Source organism: Bacillus sp. FJAT-45350 (assembly GCF_002335805.1).
GTDB lineage: Bacteria > Bacillota > Bacilli > Bacillales > NISU01 > FJAT-45350.
The window spans coordinates 40,168-54,760 of record NZ_NISU01000001.1 but is presented as its reverse complement, the minus strand read 5'-3'; the positions used below and the strand labels follow the sequence as shown (position 1 = coordinate 54,760).

General features: G+C 35.6%; 8 protein-coding genes. 1 reads left to right on the top strand and 7 read right to left on the bottom strand.

The features are described 5' to 3' along the window. Window positions 1-9: 9 nt before the first annotated feature. From CD003_RS00290 to CD003_RS00275, 4 genes are all read right to left on the bottom strand, one after another. Entirely contained in the window at window positions 10-2,094 is a 2,085-nt protein-coding gene (locus CD003_RS00290) for a chemotaxis protein CheA (RefSeq protein ID WP_096198901.1), read from the bottom strand. Between the two features lie 239 nt (window positions 2,095-2,333). Continuing rightward, complete coding sequence (locus tag CD003_RS00285) at window positions 2,334-4,163, bottom strand: DUF342 domain-containing protein (protein WP_179295366.1); 1,830 nt, start codon at window positions 4,161-4,163, stop codon at window positions 2,334-2,336. Between the two features lie 263 nt (window positions 4,164-4,426). Then, the gene (locus CD003_RS00280; protein WP_096198899.1) at window positions 4,427-4,894 is read right to left on the bottom strand and encodes a thioredoxin family protein; all 468 of its coding nucleotides are present in this window, start codon (window positions 4,892-4,894) and stop codon (window positions 4,427-4,429) included. Window positions 4,895-4,942: 48 nt separating this feature from the next. Further along, entirely contained in the window at window positions 4,943-5,371 is a 429-nt protein-coding gene (locus tag CD003_RS00275; RefSeq protein WP_096198898.1) for a disulfide oxidoreductase, read from the bottom strand. A gap of 147 nt (window positions 5,372-5,518) precedes the next feature. On the opposite strand from CD003_RS00275, the gene CD003_RS00270 reads away from it, so the two are divergent. Continuing rightward, on the top strand, window positions 5,519-5,740 hold the full coding sequence (locus CD003_RS00270) for a KTSC domain-containing protein (protein WP_096198897.1): 222 nt from the start codon (window positions 5,519-5,521) through the stop codon (window positions 5,738-5,740). Window positions 5,741-5,853: 113 nt separating this feature from the next. Here the strand turns inward: CD003_RS00270 and CD003_RS00265 are convergent, their stop codons facing one another. The 3 genes from CD003_RS00265 to CD003_RS00255 form a co-directional block, all read right to left on the bottom strand. Then, the gene (locus tag CD003_RS00265; RefSeq protein WP_096198896.1) at window positions 5,854-7,926 is read right to left on the bottom strand and encodes a sensor domain-containing protein; all 2,073 of its coding nucleotides are present in this window, start codon (window positions 7,924-7,926) and stop codon (window positions 5,854-5,856) included. 323 nt (window positions 7,927-8,249) lie between these two features. Further along, a complete protein-coding gene (locus CD003_RS00260; RefSeq protein WP_257008338.1) occupies window positions 8,250-11,687 on the bottom strand; it encodes a UvrD-helicase domain-containing protein in 3,438 nt (1,145 codons plus the stop codon). Beyond that, entirely contained in the window at window positions 11,687-14,590 is a 2,904-nt protein-coding gene (locus tag CD003_RS00255) for a PD-(D/E)XK nuclease family protein (RefSeq protein WP_096198894.1), read from the bottom strand. The genes CD003_RS00260 and CD003_RS00255 overlap by 1 nt, the downstream gene beginning before the upstream one ends. Window positions 14,591-14,593 lie beyond the last annotated feature (3 nt).

The window sequence follows — 14,593 nt, the reverse complement described above, 5'->3', positions numbered from 1 at the left end:
CTTCTTTAATTACTTAATAAGTGCATTCGTATCAACAATTAGAGCTACTTGACCATTACCAAGAATGGTTGCGCCAGAAATTGCAAACACATTTGTCAAATAGTTCCCTAATGATTTTAATACGATATCATGCTGTCCAATTAAGGAATCTACTACTAAGCCGGCAATTTTCTCTCCCTTGTGGATAATAACAAGAGAATAAAATTCTTCATCTCTTTCTTCCTCAACAGGCACTTCAAAGATATCTTTCAAGAATACTAACGGTACCACTTTACCTCTAAAGTCAATAACCTTTTGATTATGGGCACTGTATACTTCTTCTTTATTTACAATCGCTGTTTCTACAATTGAGGAAAGTGGAATTGCATACTTCTCTTTAGCCACCTCAATTAACATCACATCGATAATCGATAATGTTAATGGTAACTGGATTGAGAAGATAGATCCCTTCCCTAATGTAGAATCTACTGTAACAATACCACCAAGTGATTCAAAGGTTGTACGAACTACGTCTAGACCTACACCTCGACCTGATACGTCCGTTATTTTTTCTGCTGTACTAAAGCCAGAAGCGAAAAGTAATCCATAGATTTGTTGGTCTGTCATCTTAGATACTTCTTCTTCTGTGACAACACCATTATCTAATGCTTTCTTTAGAATTTTTTCACGGTCGATACCCGCTCCGTCATCTTCAATCTCAATAAAGACATTGTTTCCGCTATGGTATGCCTTTAAGACTACCGTACCTTCTTCAGGCTTCCCTGCCTCACGACGCTTCTCAGGAGTTTCTACTCCATGGTCAATTGAGTTACGAATTAGATGCACTAACGGATCCCCAATTTCATCGATAATCGTACGATCTAATTCAGTATCCGCACCGATAATTTGTAAATTCACTTTCTTATTAAGGTCTTTAGATAAGCTTCGCACCATTCTTGGGAAGCGGTTAAAGACTTGTTCTACCGGCATCATACGCATGTTTAAGATAATCTCTTGTAAATCACCAGATATCCTTGACATACGTTCAACCGTTTCATTTAGTTCATTATTCTTAAGCTCACTAGCAATTTGCTCAAGACGCCCACGGTCAATAACTAGTTCTTCAAAAAGATTCATTAACACATCTAAGCGTTCGATATTAACACGAATCGTCTTATTCGCATCAGCATTTGATTTTTTCTGTGGAGTTGATGCCTTTTTTTCTTCTGCTTTATTTGGTGTCGCTGCTTTTTCTTTAGTTGCTGTTTTCTCTTCTTTTACTTCTGATGAACCTGAATCCACTTGTCTTGCTTCAGAAGCTGCTTGCTTTAATTCTTCCACATCAAGTTCACGAACTTGAACATTAACGATTTCAGAAACTTTGTTAATACGAGCAGCAATTTCTTCTCCGTCTATTTTAGAAAGGAATGTAACTACAAAATCATCTTCAAACTTTTCTTCTTCTAATTCTTCAGCTGGTGGAGAAGATTTAATTACTTCACCCACTTGTTCAAGAACTTCAAACACCATAAAGACACGTGCTGCTTTCAGCATAGTTCTTTCATCTAGTGTCACTCTAATTTGGAATGCATTGTACCCTTGCTCGTGGGATTGCAGTAGTACAGTTAATTCAAATTGGTCATACGTCTCAGAAAACAAATCTACATCAATAACAGCAGATGAACTTTCTGCTGTTACAGCCGCTTCTGATTGTCCTGAAGCTCCAGTAGGCACTTCCCCTTTTTCAATTTGCTCTAGCTTAGCTACAGCGTCTGAAACATCTCGCTTACCATCCCCACCACTTGATATGTCGTTTACCATTTCCTCTAAATCATCTACTGCTGCAAATACAACATCTAATACGTCAGATGTTGCATCTAGTTTTTGATTACGGATGAGGTCAAGTACATTTTCCATATTGTGAGTTAGATGTGCGAGGTCTTCAAAGCCCATTGTTGCCGCCATACCCTTTAAGGTATGGGCAGAGCGAAATATCTCCCCAACGATAGATAGGTCATCTGGTGCATTTTCTAATTTCAATAAGTTGTCATTTACCGCTTGCAAATGCTCTTGGCTTTCATCAATAAACACGTTTAAATATTCAGAATTAATCAAGACCCTATTCACCTCAATATTCTCTAAAGATCTGAAGCACTATTAATCTCTTCATTACTTGATTTTCATAGTTAAAGATAATTACAATAATAGCATATTTTTATTAAAATAAGTATTTCTTCACATAAAATTAGACTTTCTTTTAAAATAATAAGTATATTTAACCATCGCTTTTATAGTGCTAACTATTCTTACTGAACTAACATCATCATATGATATAGGATCCACATTATCCTTTTTTATCCAACTCTAACTGGCGGACTACTTTTAATCTCATCCTCTTTTTCATTGTAACTAAAAGTAACATCCTTAATAGGACCCATAACTTTCATTTTCTTCTGGTTCAGTTTTATCACTGCTTTATTTAAGTCTTTTATTGTGATTTTTTGCCCGGCGTATACCTTTGGTCTAGACCCTAAATCACTTCCAACAACCCCCGCGTGAATCTCATTCATCGCCTCTACTTTTCCTCCACGGATTACACCTTTGTGATTTGTAAAGATAATATCCTTACCAGCAAACAGTGTAGAGTGGATAACCCCTGCTTTTTCTATAAATATCGATCCATTTGTTTTTATTGTACACATATTGGCATCTTGTATCGTAATATCACTTTCTTGTTTAATCGATGCCTCTGAAGCTGATAGTAATTCTTTTAATGCAAAGCGTACACTTCTAATCATTACTGGACCATCTACATTCAACATTAAATAATGATTGCGAAAGACGGCAAGCATTTTTTTTATCATTTTCATTTGAATAGGGACCTCAATATTGCTTGTTTCCATTTCACTTAATACTTTATAATAGCTTTCAATATCAACAGTAAGAGTTTTAAATTTTGATTCGACAAGGGTAGCAACTAATTGTCCATATTTATACTCTTTTCCCTGCTGTTCTAGAAGTTTTGTCATCTGTTTAAGTGAATCATATAATTGTTTTATCGTCCGGTATAGTTTCTCAGAAACTTTATACACTTCGCTAAAAAATAAACCATGTTGACCACTAATAACTTGACTATTAATAACAGTCCCGTTTACTACTATATTTTGTGAGGAGATAATAGTTGAGAAGTAAACATTACCGTTAATCAGGATGTTGCCCATTGCCTCAACCCTCATATGCTCCTTCACGTTTCCTGTAATGACCACATCTCCATTGAAATATATATTACCTGTTTCCAAGTCTATGTCTTTGTTAATTGAATAGGTATCTACAATATCAAATACTTTAATGACATTTCCCGTTATTGAAGGGCGTCCTGAGACTAAAGCAATAACAGAGCCGTCCTCGTTTAACTTTACTTTTCGATTTGGACGAACTTCAACAGACTTTGCTGGTTTAGGAGGGAGAGAGACACCAAAAACATTGAGACCTTCCTTCCCTTTCTTAGGAGGATGGATTTGAGCCATCTTATCACCTTTTGAAACCTTAGGAATATTATATCGATTTCTGTAGTCAATTGCTGATTTATCGTCATATGAAACACTTTCCAAATCATTTGAGAAGAACAACTCAATATATCCATCCTTTGAGTCTGTAGGAGCCTTACCTTTCGCAATAACTATCGGTTCATGACTCGGTTCAGATAATTCTTCTATAATTAATTGAGCCTTTATTTCTGCTTTAATACCCATTTTATATATGTGATCAATAATTGTAGATGATAATTCTTCTACATCATATTTGATAACTGCTTCTTCAATCGTAGGAACCCAATTTCGGACCGGATTAGAATTCCTTAACTGAAAACCTTTATGAATCTCCTCTGTAATTGTCAACAATACTTCTACTTTATCTTTACTGATTTCTGCTTTAAACCAAGGCTTTCTTTTTTCAGTAATCTTATAAGTTATCGTTTTACTATCCTTCACAGGAGTTTGTTTCGTTATTGGTTGTCCATCTATAGCTATTATTACCTGTGAACTGGGACTAATGGTTGGGAATTCACCATGCTCATTAGGTGGAGAAACAACGATTTCATGATTCTTAACTGAAATTGTTCCATCAACCACTTCTAATTCTACTTCTTCTACACTTTTATCAACTTTTTCCTCATTGTTGTTCATAAGCTTACCCCACATTCGTAGGAATTTAATTCTTCTTAATTATACCATATTCTGCATATTTAATAGCGTTTCATGTAAACTTTTTGCCTTAATCCACTCTTTTTCGACATATTAAAGCATAAATTCATAAACAAACTCTGCGTTGTGAAGTTTTTTGCTGAAATTTTACATTATCTATTAAATATAAAAAAGACTATCTCTCACCCTTCACATACTTTATAAAAAAGATGAGAATTGGATAAAGTGATAGTCTTAATTTGTTACTATTCTTTTGTAGCTTCAAACCATTGACGATATTCCTCATCCGTTGCCATACCTTCAATTCTCGAAACCTCTTGACCATTTGTATAATGTACAATAGTTGGTGTTACCTGTACTTGGAAAGTTGACCAGCCAGTTTCAAATTCTAGTAGATTAAACAACTGCATATTCACATCTACTTCATTAGCAAGTGGAACAATGACTGGGGAAACCTGAGTACAAGCCGGACAAGTTGGGCTATAATAATAAATCGTTTTAGTCTCACCCTCATTCAATGCTCCCACTAACGTTTCAGGAAGAATAATATTTTGATAATTTGGGTCATTTAATTGAGAGATTGTTGCAGGGTCTAACGAGTCTTTACCAAAAGGATTCCCTTCCACTTGCTGACTTTGTTTCATATTTGTTACGACTGCTAATGCTGCAAAAATAACGATAACAACAGCACTAAAGATAATAATTTTCTTCATTTATACCACTCATTTCTTGATAGATTACTAGTTTGAACTTGAGCCAATCTAGTCAATATTCTTAGTTAATCTAATACTATAAATTGAAAGCACGAAAATACTAGCAAAGGCTACAAATGATAAAAACGGGATAGTAATAAATCCTAGCCAATTAATATATTGTCCTGTACATGGAATAATTCCACAAGAATCAGTTGTAGAAAGTGCTGGAACTTTTTGAAGTAAATAGTGATAAAAAGCAATTACTGCTCCTATTCCAGATAGAGCCACTGCGTATATGCCATAATTCAAATCCTTTTTCCACAAAGCAATACCTAATGTAATCACCATTGGATACATAAAGATTCTTTGTATCCAACAAAGTTCACACGGAATAAACCCTATTACTTCAGAAAAAAAGAGACTCCCTGCTGTAGCAACTATCGCAATTGCCCAGGTGCTAAATAGAAGTTGTTCAAGCTTTTGCTTTTTTTCCATATTCTTTTCTCCAATTCTAAATACATTTGTCGTGTAACAACTTTTATAGTAAACAAAATACTAGTAAATTTCAAATGAACAATTTGGGAATGTTTCGATTAAGATTCTAAGGGTAAAGAGTTTAAAAACTAACTAAGGAGGATTATTATGCAGCCACAATATACGAAGGTTAATAGTGATAATCTATCATCTATATCATATGAAAAAGCGTCTAAAACACTTTATATAAAATTAAAACAAAAGGTCACGTACGTCTATTATAATGTTCCAGAAGTTGTGTACATTAGCTTACTATCTAGTGAAGATGTCGAACATTATTACCTCATGTACGTGAAAGATAAGTTTCGCGAAAGAAAAATAACCGCCTAAGCAATTATTGGACAAATAATAAATCATCTAAAAAAGAGACTGTGGCATAAGGTCCATTTTTGACCTTTAGTCACAGCCTCATTCCGTGTAATCAAATTACTCTTAATTATACCCTATTGCTTAAACTTCTTCATCACTCGTTCATAGTCAATCGTTGAAAGGGGGCGACTATAGAAGTACCCTTGTACTTTATCGCATCCTTTATCGAGAAGAAATTCAACCTGCTCCTTCGTTTCGACCCCTTCAGCAATGACTTCTAAATTTAAGAGGTGCCCTAGGTTAATAATCATCGCAATAATTGCCTTACTATTTTCTTTGATGCCAATATTATTTACAAAAGATTGGTCTATTTTCAACTCATCAATTGGGAACTCACTTAAATATTGTAAAGAACTATATCCAGTACCAAAATCATCTAAACTTATTTTCACACCTAGTTCTTTCAGTTTTTCCAAAATAGTCATCGTACGACTAAGATCGATTGTCACACTTTCCGTTATTTCTAGATCCAAATATTCTGGTGGTAGCTGGGAATCTGTTAATGCCTTTTCCACAACTTGAACAATGTTTTTTTGCATAAATTGTCTTAATGATAAGTTAACGGAGATTTGTATATTCGGATACCCCTTATCTAGCCATTCCTTCATTTGCTTACATGCATTACGAAGCACCCATTCCCCAATTGGGACAATTAGTCCTGTTTCTTCTGCAATAGATATGAACTTACCAGGTGGTACGAGCCCGTGTTCTGGATGCTGCCATCTCACTAAGACTTCAACACCTATAACCTTTTGTTCTGATGTTAAAAATTGCGGTTGGTAGTAGAGTTCAAATTCTTCTCTTTCTAAGGCTCTACGCAAGTCATTTTCAACTTGGAACCATTCATAAAACCCTCGATTCATATCAGTAGAATAGAGTTGATAACGGTCTGTTCCTTGTGCCTTGGCTCGATACATTGCAGCATCTGCACATTTTATTAATGTTTCTGCATTCGACCCACTGTCAGGGAAAATTGCAATACCAATGCTTGTTGTCATTGTAAACTCATAGCCCTCTACCTCTAAAGGTTGACTAACTTTCCCTAGTATTCGTTCTGCTACTTCACACACTTCTTCGTTCAAATTAACAGAAGGGATTAGAAGTGTAAATTCATCTCCACCCATTCTTGCTAACAAAGCCTGACCATCGAGACAATCATTTAATCGACGTGTAATTTCTATCAGTGCTTCATCACCAAATGAATGGCCTAATGTATCATTTATTATTTTAAATCGATCAATATCAATGAAGAGAATTGCTAACTTTTCATTCTTTCTGTTTGCCTTTTCTATTGAATCTTCTAATGCCTTAATAAAAAGTCGTCGATTCGGTAGACCAGTCAAAACATCTTCATTTGCCATTTTTGCAACTTTCTCTTCAACGATTCTCTTTTTTGTAACATCCTGGGCAATTCCAATCGTACCTCTCACCTGACCATCAATGATGTTAGGAACAACGGTCACATTTAGAATGACTTTCTTGTTCTCTTTATGATTAATTGGGATTTCAAATGTTTGTGCTTGCCCCTTAATAGCCTTTACTACTAAACGAGAAATTGTTTGGACGCTTTTCTTTTCTAAAAGGCTATGAAAAGTCATTGTCGTTAGTTCCGATTCAGAAAACCCTGTCAACCTTACCGCAGCAGGGTTCACTCTCTCAAATTGTCCTTCTCGACTTAAAACAAAAATAGCATTTGTATTAAAATGAAAAAGTGAAAAATATTGTTGTTCACTCTCTCTTAGCTTTGTTTCAATTTTATGTTGGTCTGTCACATCTTTGACCACTCCGTAAATTCCTACAACTTCTTCATTAACGACAATTGGAATATTTGAAATATGCGCTTCAATCTTATGACCACTCTTCGTTATCAACTCAGTTTCATATTGTTGAGCAGTTCCATTTTGAGCAAGAGAAAAATACTTTTCTACCGTCTTTAAGCTCTCTGGACAAAATAATGAAAAAAAAGAACTCTCCAATAGCACCCTTTGATCATAGTGAGTAATACTCTCACATGCCTTATTTACACTTTGAAAATCTCCCATCTGATCGAGTAAAAAAACGGCGTCAGGATGATATTCGATCAAACTTTGAAAGTAATTTTTCTGATTATCATACCATTTAAGAAGCTTTTGTTTATATTCCCCCATCAAACCCACAATCCTTTTCTAAGAATAGACTAACACCTTCTATGAAAGAGCCTTCAGTTTCTAATAGTCGTATCTACCTATTCACAAAATATATAAACTATAACGTGACAGTAATATCAACTTTATTTTACCATAAGTGTGTATCTTTTTTCTTAAGTATAGTAAAAAAGAGCTACTGTTTCTAGGAGACCATTGAAAAAGTGTATATTTTACTTTTTCAGTGCTTTCTTGTAATGAGAGGTACTGCTGCTTTTTAAAAAGCCTGCTATGAGTGAATTTTCTCATAGCAGGCACGCAACGCGCGAAGCAACTACTGCTTCTCGTTAATTCCTTACTCTTTCGTATTCTTCTTTCCCAGCATTCTCCCTTTTCAATCTCCCCATCTCTACAAGCTTTTCCTTTACATATTGTTCATAGCTTTCTTCAAATTCAATTAGTGATAACTGCTCTTTCTGCTTACGTAAGAATAGTAAAGACATGCTCTTAACTGTGACATTCTTTTCTTTTTCATACGCCATTTTATACAAATAAAGCTGCGGCTTATACCGGCTAATTAATTCATTTTCGTCAAACACCTTATTTGTTTTGAAATCTATAATATGATAGCCGTGCTCATCTTTCACAACCTTATCAATCTCACCAATAATTGTTACACCTTCAATATCTGTAGAGAAAGACCACTCGTTATCTATACTTTCTCCAAGAGAGTTTTGATCAAGAGTAAAATATGGCTTCATTAATACTTCTATTTCAGTACGGTATTTTTCTACTTCAATATTCTCTTCTTCAAAAAGCAATAATGCTTCTTCTATTGCTTCTTCCTGTCCAAAACCAGAGTCATAAAGCTCACAAGCTCGATGCACAAGAGTACCTAGTAAGGATGGATCGAGAGTTGAACGTTCATATGTCATATCATTTATCACGCTCTCCACCTGATTACTACCTAACAGGTTTTCATCAACTTTAACAATCGAATGATAAAAATAGTCGAGCGGATTCTTTATAAAGCTCATCACTTCTGAAACAGAAAAGGATATCGAGGGTTCAAAATGAAAATTATCTGTTGGAGATTCGTACTCCCTCACATCGTCTTTCCATACACCATCATATTCAATACCTTCGTTAATAATTAGTAGCTGTTCCATTTTTGAACTAGAATCTATAGCTTTATTTAGCATTTCAAACCATGACTTCTTAACAACTTTTTCTTTTGTTAATAAGACTAAATAATCTCTAGCTCTAGTTGCTGCTACATAAAAAACTCGCTTAGACTCTTCATACGCTTCATCATCGACTCTCTTTTTTACTTGCTCATAAGACGGTGATTGCTTTTTATCTTCTTTAAGAGGGTCCTTTTCATTGTCTGAACTATATTTAAAGACAATTTTCTCTTCTACATCATAACGAATGCTTCCACCATCTGATGGAGTTCTTCTCGATAGACTAGGCAAGAACACAATCGGAAACTCAAGTCCCTTCGAGGCGTGAACAGTCATAATATGAACCGCATCTCCACCTGAAAGCTCTACTTTCGCTTCTCCTTCTTTGTCTGATAGCTCAATTATTGATTTTAGCTTTTTTAATGCCTTTTCTAGTGAATGGGAATCTAGTTTGTCGATTAGAGCAATTAGTTTTTCTACGTTCTTTACTTTTTGAAGATTATTCTTTTGCATAAGTAACGATAATTTCAAATTACTCTCTACAAAAAGTTCCTCCATGCTTTGTATAAGTGCTTGTTGGGTTGTGAATGGTACCCATCGGAAGAACCAAACTCTCATCATCTCTAGTTTCTCTTTTAGCTCAGCACTTACTTGCTCTTGATGAAAACGACCTTCGAAAATAAAATCAGCTATAGTTTCATGCTCGACTAATAGATGTTTGACTTCAATTAACTGCTCTACAGTTACACCAATTAATGGACTTCTAAGCAATGCAGCAATGTACAAAGGTTCCCACGGACGATTGACCCAATAAAGTAGGGAAAGAAAATCACGAATTTCTTGTCGGTCATAGAAACCAACACCACCATAAACTGTATACGGAATCGAACGTTCAGTTAATGCGCGCTCTAAATTTAATAGATTCGTCCTAGCAGGAATGAGAATTGCCATATCACTCCACTGTGGTTCTACCCAGTTACCTTTGTCCTTTTCAACTAGCGGTGCTCCCTTAGCTTTCATTTCAAGCATTCTTTTTGCGATAAGATCATACTCACTTACTTCTTCCTCAGCCTCTTCGGCCACAATCAATTCTACAAGAGCCTTATCTTCCTCTTTATACTGTCTATCACTATCAATTTCGTTATAACCAATTTTATAATCAACTGCTTCTGCCTCTCTTTTATCCATCACAACAGTAAATAGCTCATTTACAAATGCTAAGATTTTGTCACAGGTTCGGTAGTTTTTATTCATGTTTATAAACTCAGCCTCAGATGCTTGCTTTGCTTCTTTTTCCATTTGATTCATAAGGCGAACGTCTGCCCCACGAAAGCGGTATATCGATTGTTTCCCATCCCCTACAATAAATCGATTATGGGGATTAATCCGCTCGAGCATCAGCATTTGAAGTTGATTCGTATCTTGAAACTCATCAATCATCATATGTAGATACTTTTCACGACAAGCATCTTGTACTTCTTTCTGTTCGAGAAGTGCAATTGCCTTTTGTTGCAAATCAGAAAAGTCAACAATAGCTCTTTCTCGCTTTATTTGGTCATAACGATTATGGAAACTAGATAAAATGGAGACAAAAGCAGTTAATAGCTCTTCAAACTGCTTCTTATCGTCTTCTGAACAAGCAGTAGTTGTATCACCACTACCTTTTACCTCACTCCATTTTCCACTACAAAACTGATGAAAGGCTGGTGCAGAGTCTTGCCATGCTCCCATAATTCGTTTTGGCATGATATCAGAAAGTAACTTAAATGCAGTTGACGGTTCAGTTTCTACTGGATTATAACTTTCAAAAAAATCGATAACATTTGTAAGGTGCTCCTGAAGCTTTCCTGAACATGTATCTGGAGGAGGAAAACCTTGAACAGCCTCTTTCCCATAACTAAGAAAATCAGCAATCATTTGCTCCGTTCTTTTTCCAACTCGATTAATTTGCTCCTCAATTATTTCCTTTGCTGAAAAGAAACTATCGATATCTACACCCGCATGAAATTCCTTTGTGCGTTCATAAACAGAAATAACACCGCTTTGAATTTGATTTTTCGTAAAAAATTGATAGAGACCCTTCCATTGTTCATGCCTTACTGAATCGTTTAGTAGCTCATCAAACACTTCTCCTTGAAGAAGCTTTGATTCAACATCATCTATGAGACTAAAGGACGGAGGAATATTTGCTTGGAACGCGTACTCATGCAGTAATTTATTACAGAAGCTATGGAACGTAGAAATTAGTGCTCCATCTAGCGCTTCCTTTTGCTCTTGCCAAAAAGCTATTGCTTCTTCTCTTTCTTGTTCATCTGTGTATTCATTTAAAAGTGTTACTATTTTCTCATTTATTGCTTTTCTAACTCTATCCTTCATTTCTCTAGCTGCTTTTTCTGTAAAGGTAATTGCGACAATGTCATCCACAGTTGCACCAATTTCTGGAGCCTCAGCTTTCCCAAACCTTGCTTTCAGCTTTTGGTCGCAAAGATATAAAAATCGCTCAGTTAAAACTCTTGTTTTCCCTGAACCAGCTCCCGCCGATACTACTACTAAAGGCTTTCGACTATGAATTGCCTGTCTTTGTTCATTATTAAAATTCATCACGTCCATTCCCCCTCTCCTTCTTCTTTTTGCTCATCTGTTACACGACAAACAAGCTTATAAGGACAACTTGAATGACAATCTAATGGTTTTACTGAGAAATCTGTTGAGCTTTTCTCCCATAAGTGTCTAACTCGCTGCTTCAACTCGTATTTATCGAGAAGTGTATGCCCTTCTAATGTTTCTTCAACATTTTTACAGTGATGTGTGACTTTAAACGAAGAACCTTTCCCAACATGCTCCTGTCTCCACACACCATTTCCAGCTCTTTTTGCTGGTGCTTTTAATGAAATATAGCTTGCTCCGTGCGCTGTCACTACAGAATCTTCTTCTGTTAACTTTTCTTGAATCGCTAATAGATAAAGAGGTAACTGAAGCTTCATCCCAGGGCGTACATGCTTATCGAAATTGAGCATATCATCCCCAGATTTATAGTCGTAGATAACAAAGCCCGCTTCATCTTTATCGACTCGGTCTACTTTCCCTGTTAGTGTAATATTCGTTTCATCATCTATTGATAGTGTTAGTGTAATTGGTTCTTCTAAACGTAATAGCAACATTTCTCCAAGACTTTTATTATGCCAAAATTGCTTCTTCTCTGCTGCCCACCATTTCTTTAGCTTACGATGCCACTGCTCCTTTTCAATAAGAAGCTGTAATCTAGTTAGCTCATGATTACTCTGCTCAATCTTCTCCCATTCTTCGTTAAACAACTCGAGCAATACACCTTCCGCCTGTTCCTCTTCCTCCTTTGTGAATGTACCGAATGGGCGTTGGATTAATCCCATTTTTTTATAAAAACGCTCGATTAAAGAGTGAATCATACTTCCTGTGTCTAACGGGGACACTCTAGTTGCTTCTTCTGTCGGTTCTTTAATTTCCATCACACGTTCCATTGCAAATCGGAAAGGACACCTAGCATAGCTTTCGAGCATCGTAATGGCTAGCCTTGTTTTCCTTAACTTTTCTTCCCATTTAGATGAGAGGAGCTCTTCCCCCTTTTCTAGTCGTTCTAATTCGCCCTTTATCATTCCAAGTTTGTCATCTAACTGGCGAACTTGAAAGTCTCTCCCGAGAAAATAAGCTGTCTTTTCTACTTTATCTTTAGTAGAGAAAGACTGTGTCTTGCTCATTCTCGTTTCAGTTGATGCTGTCGTAACAGACGCTTCATTCATGTATCGTTCAATATAAGGAGAAGGTAGTAACGGATTTTCCTGATCAATACCAACAACATAAGTAAAGACAAGTTCATCTACTAAATAAAATAATTGCTTAAAGTAGACATCTTGCTTCATTCTAAACGTTGATTGAGTTGGCAGGCCAAGAGTATCCGAGATTTCATATAAATCTCTCTCTTGAAAGTACCCACCAAGATGATACGAAATAGGAAACTTTCCTTCATTCATTCCAATGACAAAAAGCTTCTTCCCTTCAAATAACGCAACATCCCTAAACGTAAATATTCCAATCGACTCAGGCTGTCTTCTTTCAAGATAAATTGTCCTACCAGCTAGTGATTCCTCAATCCAATCAATAAAAATATGACGCTGCATAAGAAGATCTTGTAGACCCTTCTCCTCTACTAATGAATGTTGCTTTTTTAGAAGCTGAAGTAAGTTTTCATAACCCTTCCATTCATTTCTTATTTTCTTTAGACACTCTGTATTTATTTCAGTAGCGACAAGATTCTGCCAATACTCTAGTAACTGTAATTGTTCTAAAAAACCTATCAACTCATTTATATAACTCGAGAACATCTCTTTTTTCCCAAGATTCATTCGGAGCTCTTCTAACGATTTATAAATTGTATTTACCGCTTCATTTTCAATTGATGTTGATTGAATCCAATTAAACTTAAGACTCTTATATTCATTAGGACTTAAAAACAACACTTGAGCTAATAAATCAATCGTTGACAGCTTGTCCCATTTTGAAAACGTTCTTGAACTATCTTTTATAGTGTTAAGTAGTAACTGGCAAATAGCCGTATCTTCAACAGCCATTGTTTTTGCTTTATTTAAAGGTACATTCTTATCCAATGAAATTCGTTCAAGCTCATTTGTATACGAATCATCTACTAAAAGAATTCCATAATTGGTTAAAGGTAATTGTTCCTGTAAAATCTCTTCAAACACTGCATGGATTTCCTCTTCAATTGTTGTACTTTTGACAACGGACACTTTCTCTACCGTTTGCTCCATTTCTGGCGTACTTATTTCAGAAACAAAACCTAACTGACTAAGATTTTCTTTCGTTTCATTTACTATCTCTACTGGTGCAAAGCTTGGTAAATAAATTGTGATAGGTACATTTCTTTTCACAAGAGCTTCGATGACGACATATTGTAAAGGACTAAAATCATAAAATCCATCTATAATGACAGCCGATAAACCCAGCTCTTCCTTAGTCCAATCCAGTGCACCTGCTTTTTGAATACGATTTTCTGGGTCAAGCATTTTACGACTATAAACGGTTTGTTGTTCATATTCTTTAAAAAGAGGCTTCACCTTTTCCATCGACTTAGGTAATTCTTCAATTGTTAATCCTAGTCTTTTTAACTGACCATATGTGTCAGCATACGCTCTCGCCTTATGATTCTCTTCCTCTGTTGAACTTTTATCAAAAATATCAGAAGTAAATTGCTGAAAAAATAATGTTCGCTCTTGCTCAGTAATCGGAATATAGCTTACGTTTTTTTTATCTAATACTCTTGTTGCAATATCATCAAATGTTTTAAATGCCATCCCTGGTTGTCGTAGTCTTGCAATACGAAGCCATTGATTAGACGGAAGTATATAAAAGATAGGGTTTTTTTCTTGTTTTTGATATTGATGCCACATTGTAAGACGTTCTTTTGTAGCAACTGTAGTAAGGGCCGTTCCTTCAATCCGATGAATAGACATGCT

What these genes read in the sequence shown, in the direction of transcription:
- CD003_RS00275 (WP_096198898.1), bottom strand. Translation starts at nt 5,371, where the DNA reads ATGGAAAAAAAGCAAAAGCTTGAACAACTTCTATTTAGCACCTGGGCA.
- CD003_RS00270 (WP_096198897.1), top strand. Translation starts at nt 5,519, where the DNA reads ATGCAGCCACAATATACGAAGGTTAATAGTGATAATCTATCATCTATA.
- CD003_RS00260 (WP_257008338.1), bottom strand. Translation starts at nt 11,687, where the DNA reads ATGAATTTTAATAATGAACAAAGACAGGCAATTCATAGTCGAAAGCCT.
- CD003_RS00265 (WP_096198896.1), bottom strand. Translation starts at nt 7,926, where the DNA reads ATGGGGGAATATAAACAAAAGCTTCTTAAATGGTATGATAATCAGAAA.
- CD003_RS00285 (WP_179295366.1), bottom strand. Translation starts at nt 4,163, where the DNA reads ATGAACAACAATGAGGAAAAAGTTGATAAAAGTGTAGAAGAAGTAGAA.
- CD003_RS00255 (WP_096198894.1), bottom strand. Translation starts at nt 14,590, where the DNA reads ATGTCTATTCATCGGATTGAAGGAACGGCCCTTACTACAGTTGCTACA.
- CD003_RS00280 (WP_096198899.1), bottom strand. Translation starts at nt 4,894, where the DNA reads ATGAAGAAAATTATTATCTTTAGTGCTGTTGTTATCGTTATTTTTGCA.